This window comes from Streptomyces sp. RKND-216 (assembly GCF_004795255.1).
Lineage (GTDB): Bacteria > Actinomycetota > Actinomycetes > Streptomycetales > Streptomycetaceae > Streptomyces > Streptomyces hazeniae.
In genome coordinates, this window is sequence record NZ_SSBQ01000002.1 from 4,499,755 (window position 1) to 4,514,339 (window position 14,585).

15 protein-coding genes, 2 tRNA genes, 3 pseudogenes and 1 riboswitch are annotated in these 14,585 nt (G+C 73.0%); of the genes and pseudogenes, 7 read left to right on the top strand and 13 right to left on the bottom strand.

The genetic code is table 11. The annotated features are described in order from the left end of the window. Positions 1-22 precede the first annotated feature (22 nt). The 3 genes from E4198_RS19550 (at position 23) to E4198_RS19560 (ending at position 3,819) form a co-directional block, all read left to right on the top strand. Positions 23-502, top strand: coding sequence for a GNAT family N-acetyltransferase (locus E4198_RS19550; protein ID WP_136184299.1), 480 nt, complete (start codon positions 23-25; stop codon positions 500-502). 47 nt (positions 503-549) lie between these two features. Then, positions 550-2,469, top strand: coding sequence for a DNA primase (gene dnaG / locus E4198_RS19555; protein WP_136184300.1), 1,920 nt, complete (start codon positions 550-552; stop codon positions 2,467-2,469). A 294-nt stretch (positions 2,470-2,763) separates the two neighbouring features. Further along, positions 2,764-3,819, top strand: coding sequence for an RNA polymerase sigma factor (locus tag E4198_RS19560; protein WP_136184301.1), 1,056 nt, complete (start codon positions 2,764-2,766; stop codon positions 3,817-3,819). A 31-nt stretch (positions 3,820-3,850) separates the two neighbouring features. On the opposite strand, the gene E4198_RS19565 is transcribed toward E4198_RS19560, so the two are convergent. Together E4198_RS19565 and E4198_RS25040 are read right to left on the bottom strand one after the other, a co-directional pair. After that, the gene (locus tag E4198_RS19565) at positions 3,851-5,257 is read right to left on the bottom strand and encodes an FGGY family carbohydrate kinase (RefSeq protein ID WP_136184302.1); all 1,407 of its coding nucleotides are present in this window, start codon (positions 5,255-5,257) and stop codon (positions 3,851-3,853) included. A 141-nt stretch (positions 5,258-5,398) separates the two neighbouring features. Next, positions 5,399-5,701, bottom strand: a complete 303-nt coding sequence (locus E4198_RS25040) for a hypothetical protein (protein ID WP_168711337.1) — start codon at positions 5,699-5,701, stop codon at positions 5,399-5,401. Here E4198_RS25040 and E4198_RS19570 point away from each other — a divergent pair. Next, a pseudogene (locus E4198_RS19570) lies at positions 5,597-6,259 on the top strand (glycosyl hydrolase); the annotation flags it as partial. The gene E4198_RS25040 and the pseudogene E4198_RS19570 overlap by 105 nt on opposite strands. Before the next feature lie 107 nt (positions 6,260-6,366). Then, the gene (locus tag E4198_RS19575; protein WP_247597756.1) at positions 6,367-6,567 is read left to right on the top strand and encodes a hypothetical protein; all 201 of its coding nucleotides are present in this window, start codon (positions 6,367-6,369) and stop codon (positions 6,565-6,567) included. Here the strand turns inward: E4198_RS19575 and E4198_RS19580 are convergent. The 5 genes and pseudogenes from E4198_RS19580 to E4198_RS19600 form a co-directional block, all read right to left on the bottom strand. Continuing rightward, a pseudogene (locus E4198_RS19580) lies at positions 6,557-7,591 on the bottom strand (glycoside hydrolase family 5 protein). The gene E4198_RS19575 and the pseudogene E4198_RS19580 sit on opposite strands and share 11 nt — an antisense overlap. Positions 7,592-7,684: 93 nt before the next feature. Continuing rightward, on the bottom strand, positions 7,685-8,038 hold the full coding sequence (locus E4198_RS19585) for a DUF6256 family protein (RefSeq protein WP_136184304.1): 354 nt from the start codon (positions 8,036-8,038) through the stop codon (positions 7,685-7,687). Positions 8,039-8,051: 13 nt separating this feature from the next. Further along, on the bottom strand, positions 8,052-8,399 hold the full coding sequence (locus tag E4198_RS19590; RefSeq protein ID WP_136184305.1) for a DUF6186 family protein: 348 nt from the start codon (positions 8,397-8,399) through the stop codon (positions 8,052-8,054). Between the two features lie 170 nt (positions 8,400-8,569). Continuing rightward, positions 8,570-8,643, bottom strand: a tRNA-Ile gene (locus tag E4198_RS19595). Positions 8,644-8,877: 234 nt separating this feature from the next. Then, positions 8,878-8,950: transfer RNA gene (locus E4198_RS19600), tRNA-Asn, on the bottom strand. A gap of 133 nt (positions 8,951-9,083) precedes the next feature. On the opposite strand from E4198_RS19600, the gene E4198_RS19605 reads away from it, so the two are divergent. Beyond that, positions 9,084-9,383: a YtxH domain-containing protein gene (locus E4198_RS19605; RefSeq protein WP_136184306.1), complete on the top strand. Its 300-nt coding sequence runs from the start codon at positions 9,084-9,086 to the stop codon at positions 9,381-9,383. A 24-nt stretch (positions 9,384-9,407) separates the two neighbouring features. Here E4198_RS19605 and ligD read toward each other — a convergent pair whose 3' ends face one another. Next, positions 9,408-10,298, bottom strand: a complete 891-nt coding sequence (ligD, locus tag E4198_RS19610) for a non-homologous end-joining DNA ligase (RefSeq protein ID WP_136184307.1) — start codon at positions 10,296-10,298, stop codon at positions 9,408-9,410. A gap of 32 nt (positions 10,299-10,330) precedes the next feature. Between ligD and E4198_RS19615 the strand changes: the two genes are divergently transcribed. Then, positions 10,331-11,347, top strand: a complete 1,017-nt coding sequence (locus tag E4198_RS19615; RefSeq protein ID WP_136184308.1) for a Ku protein — start codon at positions 10,331-10,333, stop codon at positions 11,345-11,347. A 5-nt stretch (positions 11,348-11,352) separates the two neighbouring features. Here E4198_RS19615 and E4198_RS19620 read toward each other — a convergent pair whose 3' ends face one another. The 5 genes and pseudogenes from E4198_RS19620 to E4198_RS19640 form a co-directional block, all read right to left on the bottom strand. Then, entirely contained in the window at positions 11,353-12,228 is an 876-nt protein-coding gene (locus E4198_RS19620) for an ATP-binding cassette domain-containing protein (RefSeq protein WP_136184309.1), read from the bottom strand. Then, positions 12,225-12,986 (bottom strand): cobalt ECF transporter T component CbiQ, encoded by a 762-nt coding sequence (gene cbiQ / locus E4198_RS19625; RefSeq protein WP_136184310.1) that lies wholly within the window; start codon positions 12,984-12,986, stop codon positions 12,225-12,227. Before cbiQ ends, E4198_RS19620 begins: the two co-directional genes overlap by 4 nt. A gap of 6 nt (positions 12,987-12,992) precedes the next feature. After that, positions 12,993-13,382 carry an energy-coupling factor ABC transporter substrate-binding protein gene (locus E4198_RS19630; protein ID WP_136184311.1) on the bottom strand — a complete coding sequence of 130 codons (390 nt, stop codon included), beginning with the start codon at positions 13,380-13,382 and terminating at the stop codon, positions 12,993-12,995. Further along, positions 13,379-14,098, bottom strand: a complete 720-nt coding sequence (locus tag E4198_RS19635) for an energy-coupling factor ABC transporter permease (RefSeq protein ID WP_136184312.1) — start codon at positions 14,096-14,098, stop codon at positions 13,379-13,381. Before E4198_RS19635 ends, E4198_RS19630 begins: the two co-directional genes overlap by 4 nt. Before the next feature lie 28 nt (positions 14,099-14,126). Then, positions 14,127-14,324: riboswitch (cobalamin riboswitch) on the bottom strand. Positions 14,325-14,422: 98 nt separating this feature from the next. Further along, positions 14,423-14,584, bottom strand: a pseudogene (locus E4198_RS19640) (FkbM family methyltransferase); the annotation flags it as partial. Between the last annotated feature and the right edge of the window lies 1 nt (position 14,585).

The following is a 14,585-nucleotide window of genomic DNA, read 5'->3' on the forward strand; positions in this document are numbered from 1 at the left end:
CGGCGGCCGTAGGGTGACGTCCATGGCGATCCGTACCGCAGTCGTGCCCGTGTCGGAGATCTTCCCGCTGCGCTGGGAGGTGCTGCGGCCCGGGCTGCCGCGCGAGTCGGCGGTCTTCGCCGAGGACGGCCTGGACGGCGCCTTCCACGTCGCCGCGTACGACGGCGAGGGCGCCGACGTCCTCGGCTGCGGCAGCTTCTACCCGGAGCCGTACCCCGGCACCCCGGGCGAGGAGCGTGAGGGCGGCCGCGGAGCCGGTCCTGCCGTGTACCGCATCCGCGGCATGGCCAGCGCCCCGGCCGCCCGCGGCCGGGGCTACGGCGCCGCCGTCCTCCGCGCGGGCGAGGACGCGGCCGCCGCCCGCGGTGCCCGGCTGATGTGGTGCAACGGCCGCACCGAGGCCCGCGGCTTCTACGAGCGGCACGGCTACGAGGCGGTCGGCGAGGAGTTCGTCATCGAGGGCGTCGGACCGCACCACGTCTTCGTCCGCACGCTCCCGTGACCCGCCTCCCGCACGGCACCGTCGGCGGCGCGCCGTAGACTCTCCCCGTGGCCGGAAGGATCAACGACGACGACGTCAAGGCGGTACGGAACGCGGTTCCGATCGACGCCGTCGTCTCCGAGTATCTCCAGCTCCGCAATGCCGGCGGCGGCCAGCTCAAGGGCCTCTGCCCGTTCCACGACGAGAAGTCCCCCTCCTTCCACGTCAGCCCGAGCAAGGGCTTCTACCACTGCTTCGGCTGCCAGGAGGGCGGGGACACCCTCGACTTCGTGATGAAGGTCGACCACCTGTCCTTCTCCGAGGCCGTGGAAAGGCTCGCCGCGCAGGCCGGCATCACCCTCCGCTACGAGGAGGGCGGCTACGGCCGCGGCAGTCAGGCGGGCGAGCGCACCCGGCTCGCCGAGGCCCACCGCGCGGCCGCCGCCTATTACCGCGAGCAACTCGACGGGCCGGAGGCTGAGCTCGGCCGGCGCTTCCTCGACGAGCGCGGCTTCGACAAGGACGCCGCCGACCGGTTCGGCGTCGGCTACGCCCCCGCCGGCTGGGACTACCTGGTGCGCCACCTGCGCGGCAAGGGCTTCTCCGACAAGGAGATGACCCTCGCCGGTCTCGCCCAGGACAGCCGCTCCGGCCGCCCCATCGACCGCTTCCGTGGCCGGCTCCTGTGGCCCATCCGCGACATCACCGGCGAGGTCGTCGGCTTCGGCGCGCGCAGACTCCGCGACGACGACAACGGGCCCAAGTACCTCAACACCCCCGAAACGGCGCTGTACCGCAAGTCGCAGGTGCTGTACGGCATCGACCTGGCGAAGCGCGAGATCGGCAAGGCGGGCCGCGCCGTCGTCGTCGAGGGCTACACCGACGTGATGGCCTGCCACCTCGCCGGGGTCACCAACGCCATCGCCACCTGCGGCACCGCTTTCGGCGGCGACCACGTCAAGATCCTGCGGCGGGTGCTGATGGACAACTCCCGTTCCGAGGTGGTCTTCACCTTCGACGGCGACGCCGCCGGGCAGAAGGCCGCGCTGCGCGCGTTCGAGGATGATCAGAAGTTCGCCGCTCGCACCTCGATCGCCATCACCCCCGGCGGCATGGACCCTTGCGAACTCCGGCTCGCCAAGGGCGACCCGGCGGTGCAGACTCTCATCGAGAGCCGCACGCCGCTCTTCGAGTTCGCCCTCCGCTCCGCCGTCACCGCGCACAACCTGGACACCGCGGAGGGGCGTTCGGCGGCGCTGGAGGAGGCCGCACCGATCGTCGCCCGGATCAAGGACGCCGCCATCCAGCACGAGTACGCCGTGCGGCTGGCCGGACTGCTGGGCATCCTCGACACGCAGTTCGTGGTGCGACGGGTGGGGCAGCTCGCGAAGTGGGCGCGGGAACGGTCCGCCGCGCGGCCCGGCGGCGACCACCGTCCGCGGCAGCCGGAGCACGGCGGCCCCCCGGGGGAGCCGCCCGCACGGCCGCAAGCCGCAGGCCCGGCCCTGAACCTGCGCAGCCCCGCCCACCGGGTCGAACGCGAGCTGCTCAAGCTCGCGCTGCAGCGGCCCGAGCTGGTCGCCCCCGCGTTCGACGCGTACGGCGCCGACGAGTTCACCGCGCCGCCGTACGCGGTGGTGCGGAAGGCCGTCGAGGCGGCAGGCGGAGTCGGAGGCGCCGACGGCGAGTTCGTCGCCCGCGTACGGGACGCCGCCCCCGACGACACGGTGCGCAGCCTGGTCACCGAGCTCGCGGTGGAACCGTTGCGCGCCGCGCGCGGCCGGGAGCCGGACGAGATCTACGCGGGGATGCAGCTGGTCGCCGTACGGCTGGCCGCCGTGCACGCGCGGATCGCCGAACTCGAGGGCTCCGCGCGGCGCCTGGAGGCCCAGCGCGACCACGAGTCGGCGGCGCCGGTGCGCGAACAGCTCTGGGTGCTCCAGCAGTACGCCCGCGCCCTCCGCGACCGGGGCGCGGGCGCGCTCTGACGCCTCACCGGGCCCGTCCTCGTCGCGCGGCCCGTCGGCATGTGGCGCGTGCCGCGGCAGGTTGTCAAGGGTGCCAAGGTTACCGACGGGCAAAGAAAGACGGCGCACGAGTCTCGTGGAGCAGGTGTGTCGTGGCGCACACTGGCAAGCGGTGCCTGAGTCATCGGAGCGCGTCGGTGCTGGCCGGGAGGGGCCACTCTCCTTCGCGGTCCGCACATCTTCTGCCGGGACGGCACGCGGCGCGGCCGCGGTCGTTCCCGTCTCGTATGCCGTCCTGGAACCGGCAGCGATCACTTGGAGGTCGCCCCCGTGCAGACCCAGACCCTGACCAGTGCGGCGCAGGGCGCCGCACCGACCACCCCCACCACGCGTCTGGCCCCACCCCGCGGTGCGCGGCACGCACCCGCCCGCTTCGCACCGGGCGCCGGTGCCGGTACCGGCCCGACCGGCGACCTCTTCCGGCAGTACCTGCGTGAGATAGGGCGAATACCGCTGCTGTCCGCCGCCGAGGAGGTGGAACTCGCCCGCCGCGTCGAGGCGGGCCTGTTCGCAGAGGAGAGACGCGCGGCCGCGACCGGCCTCGACGAACGCCTCGCACTCGACCTGGACCGCCTCGTGGTGCTCGGCCGGATGGCCAAGCGCAGTCTCATCGAGGCCAACCTCCGCCTCGTGGTGTCCGTCGCCAAGCGCTATGTCGGCCGCGGCCTGACCATGCTGGATCTGGTGCAGGAGGGGAACCTGGGCCTGATCCGCGCGGTGGAGAAGTTCGACTACGCGCGCGGCTTCAAGTTCTCCACCTACGCGACCTGGTGGATCCGCCAGGCCATGTCACGGGCCCTCGCCGACCAGGCCCGCACGATCCGGGTGCCGGTCCACGTCGTCGAACTGATCAACCGGGTGATCCGCGTCCAGCGCCGCATGCTCCAGGAGCGCGGCTACGAGCCGACACCCGAGGAGGTCGCCGCACATCTGGGCCTCACGGCCGAAAGGGTCGTCGAGGTGCTGCGACTGGCGCAGGAACCGGTGTCGCTGCACGCGCCGGTCGGGGAGGAGGAGGACGTCCACCTCGGCGACCTCATCGAGGACGGCGACGCACCGTCGCCCGTCGAGTCGGCCGCGTTCCTGCTGCTCCGGCAGCACCTGGAGGCGGTGCTCTCCACCCTCGGCGAACGCGAGCGCCGGGTGGTGCAGTTGCGGTACGGCCTGATCGACGGCCGTCCGCGCACGCTGGAGGAGATCGGCCGTCTCTTCGGCGTGACGCGGGAGCGCATCCGGCAGATCGAGTGCAAGACACTGGGCAAGCTCCGCGACCACGCCTTCGCCGACCAGCTCCGGGGCTACCTGGATTGACCGGCGCGTACGTCCCCTCGGGCGCGACGCCTCAGCCGAACGCGCCCGGGTGGGCCTGCTCGCGCACGGTCGTGAACTGCTGCCGCACGGCCTGGCCGACGGCCGCCTCCTCCTCCGACGGGTCGAAGACCCGGCTTCGGGCGGCGGGCCAGGCCGGGGGCGTGCTGCCGCCCGCCAGCGCCCACGCGGCCTGGCGGGCGGCGCCCAGCGCGGTGTAGTCGCCGGCCTCCGGCACGACGACCTGCGCCCCGAGCAGCCCCGGTGCCGCGGCCTGCACGGCGGGCAGCTCCGCGGCGGCCCCGAGCAGGAACACCCGTCGCACCCGCACCCCGCGGCGCCGCAGCACGTCCAGCGCGTCGCCGAGCCCGCAGAGCATGCCTTCGACGGCGGCGCGCGCCAGGTGTTCGGGGCGCATGCTCTCCCGGCGCAGGCCGTGCAACGAGCCCGCGGTGTGCGGCAGGTCGGGGGTGCGCTCCCCTTCGAGGTACGGCAGCAGCACCAGCCCGTACGCCCCGGGGGTGGAGGCGCTGGCCAGCCGGGACAGGCCGTCCAGGTCGGTGTCCAGCATCTCCGCCGCGCCGCGCAGCACCCGGACGGCGTTCAGCGTCCGCACCACGGGCAGGTGCATGCCGGTGGCGTCGGCGAAGGAGGTGATGGTGCCGGTCGGGTCGGCGAGCGCCTCGTGATGCACGGCGAAGACCGATCCGGAGGCGCCGAGCGAGACGACCGCGTCACCGGTGCCGACGCCCAGTCCGAGGGCCGCGGCCATGGTCTCCCCGGTACCCGCGGAGATCAGCAACCCCTCCGGCGTGGTGCCGGCGGCCTCCGCCGGGCCGGCCACCTGGGGCAGCGTCACCGGGTGGCCCAGGGCGAGTTCCGCCAGGTCGGGCCGGTAGGTCTCGGTGGCCGCGGACCAGTAGCCGGTTCCCGACGCGTCGCCGCGATCGGTGACGCGGCGGGACGAACGGCCGAGCAGCTGCCAGGTCAGCCAGTCGTGCGGCTGCATCACCTCGGCGACCCGGGAGGCGGTCTCGGGCTCGCTGCGGGAGAGCCAGCGCAGCTTGGTCACCGGGTGCGTGGCCTGCGGCACGGTGCCGACCGCCTGCGCCCAGGCCTCCCGCCCGCCGAGCGCGTCGACGAGGTCGTTGGCGGCAGCCTGCATCCGCCGGTCGTTGCCGAGCAGCGCCGGCCGTACGGGGGCGCCGCCGGAGTCCAGGGCCACCACACCCTGCTGCTGCGCGGCGACGCCGATCGCCCGGACGTCGGAGAGCCGGCCGTCGGCGGCCGCCTCGCCGAGCGACAGCAGCCACGACTGCGGATCGTCGCGGTCGTCGCCGTGCGCGGCGTACCCCTGACGGACGCTCTCACCCGTGTCGGCGTCGCAGACGACGAGACGGGTGTGTGCGGCTGAACTGTCCAGACCGGCGACTATCCCCATGGGGCAGATGATGCCTCATCGTCCCGGTGTGCCGGGGGGAGTCCGGGGTGACAGGGGACACAGGAGCGTCCGGGGACACTGCGGCGACCGGAGATGTGGCGGAGGCGGATGGCGTGGGGGCGACGGGAGCGGTGCGGGTGCTCACCGATCGTCCGGCGCTTTGTCCCGTCCACGGGAAAAATGTGCCTTCTTCGGGTCGAACGCGGCGCGGCGGCGCGCACCTGTGCCCAGCGACACCACACCCTGACCGAGATGGGCGAGCCGATGACCATGGCCGTGCTGCCGGACCGATCGGTGCTGCACACCTCGCGAGACGGCACCGTCCGCCTCACCGACGTCCCCGGCACCCCGGACACGCGGCCGGAGACCTACGCCATGGGCTTCCGCAACCCGTTCCGGATGGGCGTCGACCACGAGACCGGCATCGTCCACGTCGGCGATCACGGCCCGGACGCCGGAGCCGCGGACCCATCCCGGGGCCCCGCCGGCAGGTCGAGTTCGCTCGTGTCACCGGCCCCGGCAACTGCGGCTGGTCGTACCGCACCGGCGACAACGACGCCTACACCGACTACGACTTCGGCTCCGGCGCCTCCGGGCAGACCTTCGACTGCGGGGCGCCGGTCAACGACTCGCCGAACAATACCGGCCGCACCCAGCTGCCTCCCGCCCAGCCCGCCTTGATTCCCTACGACGGCGGCTCGGTGCCCGAGTTCGCACAACGGCTCCGAGTCACCGATGGGCGGCCCGGTCTACCGCTTCGACCCCTCCCTCGATTCGGACGTGAAGTTCCCGCAGACCTTCGACGGCGACTCTTTCGACGGCGAGTTCCGCCGCCGCTGGATCAAGCGGATCGACCAGGACCCCGACGGCACCGTGCAGTCCACCAACGCCTTCCCCCGGCAGGGAACCCAGGTGATGGACATGGCCTTCGGGCCCGACGGAGCCCTCTACGTCCTCGACTACGGCACCGGCTACTTCAGCGGTGACGAGAACTCCGCCCTCTCAGATCACCGTCGACAACACCGTGCCCCGGGTCCGGGGTGGGTCCGGTCGCGGGGAGCGGTGGGAAGTGTGTGGACGTGGCTGGTGGTGGCGCGGACGGTGCGCAGGTGCAGGTGTGGTCGTGCAACGGGACGGGTGCGCAGGTGTGGGAGGCGCATGCGGACGGTTCGTTGCGGCGACATCAACCACCACGGCTGGGTCCAGAACGGCTGGTTCTGCTGAGCGCCGGACCTGCCGCCCACTCCGTGCGGGGTCTCCAGGGCACGGGAGACCCCGCACGGAGTGCGCACCCGTGGTTCAGGCCCTGATCCGCTCCCGGACCCAGCGGCCCGACTCCTTCAGCGCGTCCGCGCCGCCCCATTCGCCTGCGGCGCAGGTGCCCTCCCGGAACACCGCACCCGAACGGTGGCCGTCCGAGTAGTTCCAGTTCGTCCAGGAGATGTTCCTCTCGGCCATCAGGTCGAGATGGCGATACGCCATCGTGAAGTCGTTCGGGCCTTCACCTGCGTAGTCCTGCGTGCCGAACTCGGTGACGAACACCGGCAGCCGGTCGGCCGCCTCCTCCAGCGTTCGCAGGTACTCCTCGCGGTGCGGCGCGGCGTAGAAGTGGAAGGCGTTCATGATGTTCTCGGCGTCGACCGGGTCCGCGACGACCTCCTGCTCGTCTGCGCCCTCCGAGACGCCGAAGGACGACCAGGCGCGGGTGCCGACCAGCACGACGCCGTCCGGGTCCTGGGCCCGAACCACCGGGACCAGTTCCCCGGCGTAGGATCTGATGCGCTGTCAGCTCACGCCGTTCGGCTGGTTCGCGAGCTCGTAGAACACGTTCGGGTGATCGGCGTACCGGGACGCCATGTCGGTGAAGAACCGCTCGGCCGACGTGGTGTTCGCGTGCGGGTCGCCGGGGCTGAGCATGTGCCAGTCGATCACGGCGTACATGCCGTGCTCGATCGCTTGGTCGACGATGCGTTGCGCGAGACGGGTGAAGCCCTCCGGGTCGGTCTCGTGGCCACCCCCCTGCACGTACGTCGAGACGCGCAGCACGTCCGCGTCCCACTCCTGGGCGAGAACGTCGAGCGAGCCGCCGGTCACGCACCGGGCGTACCACTGCGTGCTGTGCGTGCTCATGCCGGTGAACTGCACGGCCCGGCCGCGGCTGTCGCACAGCGTGCGCGCGCAGACCGACAGCCGCCCGTGGTCGGCGACCGGGGACCCGGCGGGTGCCGCGTCGGCGCGGAGGGCGTCGGTCGCGGCCGGTGCCGTCAGAGCGATGAGGGCGAGCGCCAGGGCCGCCGCGCCGGTGCGGGCCCGGACGAAGTGGTGGTGCCGCATGCGGGGTGCCTCCTGCGTGGGGGAGAAGGATCCCGGACCGCGGAGGGGAACTCCGGGAAGTGGCGTGCAAGTTGGAGCGCTCTCATCCGCGCCTCAAGGGCGCCCGCGCCACCGTGCCACCACCCAGGACACCACCAGGAACACCGGCACCACCATGCCGATCAGCAGCAGGTTCTCGGTGAAGACGGCCGCGAGGAAATCACCGCCGAGACCCGCCACCCCCTCGTAGTAGCCGACGACCACGGCCATCAGCACGAGGTACCCGCCCACGGCCGTCCCCGCCACCCGCCGCACCAGTCCCGGCCATCCGGTGGGCGTGGCCGGACGCCTGCGCGCCGGGAGGTCCCGGCCCTCCCTCCGGGCGAGGCGCAGCCCGACGGCCAGGCACCCCATCACCAGCAGGTAACCCGTCGCCATCACGGCGAAGTTGAGCCACGGGGGCGGCATGCGCGGGGCTCCTCTACGACGGGTCCCGCAGCAGGAAGTGCCAGCCGCGCACGAACGTGTGCCAGCCGAACCAGAGCCACAGCGCGAACAGCGCCCACCGTCCGGCGGGATGGCGCATCACCGCGCCCAGGGTCTCGCTGAGGGTGGGGAAGCCGTCGCCGATCCGCATCAGCGCGAGCCCCTCCCACGCGAACAGCGCCCCGAACAGCACAGCCCACACCACATACCCCACGACCGGATGCTCCACCTGTCGTCGCCTCCCGTCTCGCCCGTGCGCCGTACGGCCGTTGCGCACGCCGCCCCGGTTCACGCGGCCCTGCGCGGTGGACCGCCGCACCCCGCCGTTCGTGCCGGAGAGCATAGTGTCACCGCATGTCCGCTTCGTCGTCTTCCCGGTGCGTCGCGAGGGCGGAGGGCCGCCCCGGCGGAGGCGCTCCGGGCTGGACGACGACAGGGCCGCCGCGTAACCCGCGGCGGCCCTGCTCGTTGACGTACACGCAGCTCGGAAGCCGACGGCTTCGTCGCTGCCGGTGGGGCGGGTGGGACTCGAACCCACGGCCGACGGATTATGAGTCCGCTGCTCTAACCGGCTGAGCTACCGCCCCTCACGGCGCGCCACACACGTCCGTGCGCGCCGTCTGCCGCAGCATAGCTGCTCATACGATCTCTCGCCCGTGACGGGTGCCATCGTGACGATCTCCGTACACCAGGACTCCGCGCGCCCCCCGGGCGGTTCCGCCGTACTCCGCGTGGATCTTGCGGGAGTTCCTCGTCCGCGCTCTCCGTACGCCTCCGCGCACGACGAAGGGCCCCGTCTCCGGGGCCCTTCGAGTGGCGTGCTCCCCCGACTGGATTCGAACCAGTAACCTGCCGGTTAACAGCCGGCTGCTCTGCCGATTGAGCTACAGGGGATTGCCCTCGCGGGGACTACCGCCCGGTTCCCGGGGGCGTTCCCTCGCTGCGAGCAATACATTAGCGCATGCCACGGGGTACGCCGAAATCCGTTCCGGTCCGGCCCCGCGGAGGCATCGACGAAAGGGTTGTCATGCGGTACCGAGTCAGCTTCGTCCTCGGCCTGGGTGTCGGGTTCGTCCTCGGCGCGCGGGCCGGCCGGGAGCGCTACGAGCAGCTGCGCCGGCAGGCCCAGCGGCTGGGCGAGAACCCCGCGGTGCGCAACGCCGCCGAGTCCGCGGCGACGAACGGCCGCCAGTTCGCGAGCCGGGCGTACGACACGGTGAACGAGCGGACCGGGCACCGCATGCCCGACGCGGTGAGCGACAAGGTCCACTCGCTGACCGACCGGCGCGCCGCGCAGGACGACGACTGGGGCTCCGGCAACGCCTGAGCCCATGCCGGGGAAGGCGGGCGCTCAGCCCTGGGGGAGGGCGGCGGCCCGCCGCTCGTCGAGCAGCGGCGCCATGAGATCGCCGAGGCGCCGCACCCGCCCGGGGACGTCCACCGCGGTGAACACCAGGTCGTCGGGGGAGCCCGCGGCCGCCAGCTCCTCCCAGGTGACGGGAGCGGAGACGGTCGGCTGCGGTCTGGCCCGCAGGGTGTAGGGGGCGGCGGTGGTCTTCGCCCACGAGTTCTGCGAGTGGTCGACGAAGACCTTCCCCGCCCGCAGGTGCCGGGCCATCCGGTGCAGGGCGCGCTCGGGCATCGCCCGCTCCGCCTCCTGTGCGAGCCGCTTGGCGTAGGCGGAGACCGCCGAGGAGTCCGTCGCCTCCACCGCGGCGAGCAGGTGCAGGCCCTTGGAGCCCGAGGTCTTCGCCAGCGCGGAGAAGCCGTCCGCCGCGAGTCGGTCGCGCAGCCACACGCCGACCTCCCTGCAGTCCAGGATCGTGGCCCCCTCGCCGGGGTCCAGGTCGAAGACGATCCGGTTCGCCCGCCGCTGGGCGTCGACCCGCCACTGGTGAGTGTGCAGCTCCAGCGCGGCCAGGTTCGCCGCCCACACCAGCGTCGCCAGGTCCTCGATCACCACCTGGGTCTCCCGCTTCTCGCCCGTGCGCATCACCACCGCCGTCCTCACCCAGTCGGGGGTGCCGGGCGGCACGTTCTTGGCGAAGAACGCGGCCGCGTCCACGCCGTCCGGGAAGCGCAGGAAGGACACCGCCCGCCCCTTCAGGTGGGGGAGGACGGCGTCGGCGACGGACACGTAGTAGTGGATCGCCTCACCCTTGGTGAACGCGGCCGCCGGATACAGCACCTTGTCCAGGTTGCTGAGGGAGAGGCGGTGGCCGTCGATCTCCGTGATGGGCATACTCGAAAGAATCCCACAGAAGGGACAAATCGATGCGTTCCATCTGGAAGGGGGCCATCTCCTTCGGCTTGGTCTCCATCCCGATCAAGGTGGTCTCCGCCACCGAGAGCCACGGCGTCTCCTTCCGTCAGATCCACACCACCGACGGCGGCCGCATCCGCTACCGCAAGGTGTGCGAGCTGGACGGCGAGGAGGTGCCGAGCGAGGAGATCGGCAAGGCGTACGAGACCGTCGACGGCAGCCACGTCGAGATCACCGACGACGACCTCGCCGCCCTGCCGCTGCCCACGGCCAAGACCGTGGAGATCCTCGGATTCCTCCCGGCCGAGGACATCGACCCCATCCGGCTGGACCGCTCGTACTTCCTCACCGGCGACGGGCAGAGCGCCGCCAAGCCGTACGTACTGCTGCGCGAGGCGCTTGCCCGCTCCGGCCGGGTCGCCGTCGCGAAGCTGGCGCTGCGCAACCGGGAGAGTCTCGGCATGCTCCGCGTCTACCAGGACACCCTCACCCTGCACACCATGCTCTGGCCGGACGAGGTCCGCTCCGCCGACGGGATGGCGCCCGGCGAGAACGTCAGCGTCCGCGACCAGGAGCTGGACCTGGCCGACGCGCTGATGGAGACCCTCGGCGAGCTGGACCTGGACGAGCTGCACGACGAGTACCGCGAGGCGCTCGAGGCGATGGTCGACGCGAAGGAGGCGGGCGAGCCGCTGCCCGTCGGCGCACCGGCACCCCGCGAGGGCAAGGTCGTCGACCTGATGTCCGTGCTGGAGAACTCGGTGCAGGCCGCCCGGCAGTCGCGTGGCGAGGACGACGGCGAAGCCGAGGTGCACCAGCTCCCGCGGAAGAAGACGGCGTCCCAGAAGGCCGCGAAGAAGGCCCCCGCCAAGAAGAGCGCGGCGAGCAGGAAGAGCACGGCGGCCGAGAAGTCCGCGGCGAAGAAGACCGCCAAGAAGACGACCGCGAAGACGACGGCGAAGACGACGGCGAAGAAGACCGCCAAGAAGACCACCGCGACGAAGCGCAGCCCCCGCAAGTCCGCGTGACGGGGTCAGGCCCCCCGGGCAGGGGGGCCGGGGCAGGCGGAGGCCGACCACGCTGCGGTCTCCTCCGGGGTGCGGGGGCCGGCCGTGCCGTCGGCGAGCAGGCCGTGGGCGCGCAGCGCGGCTGCCACGGCGGTGGCCCAGGGCAGGCGCAGCCCGGCCGACGCCGGCAGGTCCGGGTCGGCGAGGAGCGTGGCCGCCGACCCGTTGCGCAGTCCGTCCGGGGTGAGCACCGCCGCGTCCTGGGCCCAGCGCAGCGCCAGGTCGACGTCGTGCGTCGCCATCACCACGGTCGTTCCGGACCGCTGGAGCCCGCCGAGGACGGCGAGCAGCCGCTCCTGCCCGTGCGGGTCGAGGCCCGCCGTGGGCTCGTCGAGGATCAGCAGTCGCGGCCGCATCGCCACCGCGCCGGCGATCGCCGCCCGCTTCCGCTGCCCGTAGGAGAGCAGGTGCGTCGGCCGGTCGTGCAGCTCCGTGATGTCCAGAGCCTCCAGTGCCTCGGCCACCCGGCGGCGCACGTCCGGCTCAGGCACGCCCAGGTTCAGCGGGCCGAACGACACGTCCTGCCCGACCGAGGCGGCGAACAGCTGATCGTCCGGGTCCTGTACGACCAGCTGGACCGCCGCACGCAGCCGGGTGAGGCCGCGGCGGTCGTACGCGACCTCTTCGCCCTCCAGCAGCAGCCGCCCGGAGGTGGGCCGCAGACCGCCGGAGAGGACGCGGAGCAGCGTGGTCTTGCCGCTCCCGTTGCGGCCCAGGACGGCCAGCGAGCGGCCGGCCGGCACGGCGAAGTCGAGACCGTGCAGCACCGGCGGACCGTCCTCGTAGCGGAAACCGGCGCTCTCCAGGGTGACGAGCGGTGGGTGCGGCGACGTCGGTGTCACCAGGGGAACCTCCTCAGCGTGAGGGTGAGGACGGCCAGGCCAGCGAGCAGCAGCGCCGTGGCCGTCAGGAAGCGGGGCGAGAGCCGGGCCGGCGGCACGAGCACCCGCAGGGTCCCGTCGTAGCCCCGCCCGGCCAGCCCGGTGTGGAGCCGCTGCGCCCGTTCGAAGGCGCGGACGAACGCGGTCGAGGCGAGTCCCGCGAGGGACCGCCAGGCCGCTGCCCGCGTGGTGTGGCCCAGACGGGCGGCCTGGGCCTGACGGACCCGCCGCACGGAGTCGAGCAGCAGGAAACTCATTCGGTACATGACCAGCGCCACGTCGACCACGGCGGGCGGCACCCCGGCCCGTACCAGGCGCGGCACCACGTCCGAGACGGGCGTGGTGAAAGCGAACAGCAGCAGGCCGAGGGAGGCCGCCGAAGTACGGGCCAGCAGCTCACCCGCACGGACGGCCCCGTCCGGGGCGAGCGACAGCCACGGCACCGGCCCGCCTCCGGCGCCGCCCAGCTGGAACAGCAGCGGAACGGCGCCGGTCACGCAGAAGCCCAGCGGCACCCGGAAGGCCCGCCACAGCGCGCGCCCGGCGACGCCGGCCGGGCCCAGCAGCACGGCCAGGGTCGCCGCCGCGACCAGGGGCGCGCCCGGCCAGGGCGGCAGGCTGATCGCCAGCACCGTGAGTCCGAGGCCGAGCAGCGCCTTCTCCAGGGGATGGCGGTGGCGCCAGCGGCTGCTGTGCGCCGCCGCGTCGATGGGCAGCACCGTCGGTCAGGCCGAGGCGGGCGTGTCGCGGCCGCCGTCCGCCCCCTCCTCCGTGGGCGGGCCCGACGGGTCCGGAGCACCCGCCGGGCTCCCAGCGGACCGCGCCTCGCCCTGGCGGCGGCGGCGCAGCCCGAAGTAGTAGGCCAGCACGCCCGCGCCGAGCGCCGCCTGCAGCGCGAAGAGCGCCGACTCCACCTCGCCGGACGGCGGTTCGTACAGGGGGGAGGCCCACGGATCGTAGTCCGGGGCGTTCTCCGTGATCGCCGTCTCCGCCTGCGCGTCGGCGCCCGCGAACGGCTCCTCCTTGTGGTCGCCGAGACCGAGGACCAGCGGCAGCACCGCGAGCGCCGCGACGACCACGACGAGCAGCAGGTTGATCCGTGTGTCGCGCTTCATCGGGCCGTCTCCTCCTGCTCGGACTCGGTACGGGCGGCGGCGACCCGCTCGGCGAGCTCCGTCAGCACCCCGAGGCGCCGCAGCTCACCCGTGCTGGACCGCGTCAGCAGACGCATCACCAGCACGGTCAGCAGGCCCTCGCTCACCGCCAGCGGGATCTGGGTGAGCGCGAAGATCCCGCCGAACTTCGCCAGCGCGCCGACGAACCCCGACGCCGGGTCCGGGAAGGACAGTGCGAGCTGGACACTGGTGACGCAGTACGTGCTCAGGTCGGCGACGAAGGCGCCGCAGAACACCGCGGCCATCAGCGGCCCACCGCTCCGCCGCAGCAGCCGGTAGACGCCGTACCCGGCCCAGGGCCCCACGATCGCCATCGAGAACGCGTTGGCGCCCAGCGTGGTCAGGCCGCCGTGCGCCAGCAGCAACGCCTGGAAGAGGAGGGTGAGGGTGCCCAGCACCGCCATGATCGGCGGCCGGAACAGAATGGCCCCCAGGCCGGTGCCCGTGGGGTGCGAGCAACTTCCCGTCACGGAAGGGATTTTGAGGGCGGACAGGACGAAGGTGAAGGCGCCGGAGGCGCCGAGCAGCAGGGTGGACTCCGGGTGTTCTCGGACCTCGCGGGTCAGTTTGCGGACGCCGTGGACGACGAACGGAGCGGCGGCGGCGCTCCAGGCGACCGCGTGCCACGGGGGCAGATACCCCTCGGCTATGTGCATGTCGGGTGAGACCTCTCCAGCACCTCGTGGATGGACGACGCGCCTCGGCCGGTCTCCTGGCTGACGGGTCATGCCGCCCGGTCTCCGCCTTCCCGGCCCGCGCGGTCTCCCGCGGCGCGCCAGTGGCTTCCCTTGACGGGGGAGGAGCCGGACTTCCCGATCACAGTGGCGAGGGCCGCACCGGTTCCGCACCGGTTTCCCGAACACCAAGGCCCTGCGACAGTAGACCGCCGCACTTCACCGCCACAACCATCACCGGTCCGACGGACCGCGGTTCCGGGTGAACGTTCGTCACACCGCGCGCCCCGCGTCGCCGGCCGGGGGTCACCCGGCTCCGGGCCGACCCCCGGGCGGGAGGAACGGCACCGAGTTGACGTACCGGCGGTGCGGGGCCAGAGAACGGCGGAGCAGGTCGTGTTCGGCCACGTGCGCGGTGCGGGCCTGGTGGCCGGCGAGGTCGAACGAGGCCAGCGGCAGCCACCGGCGC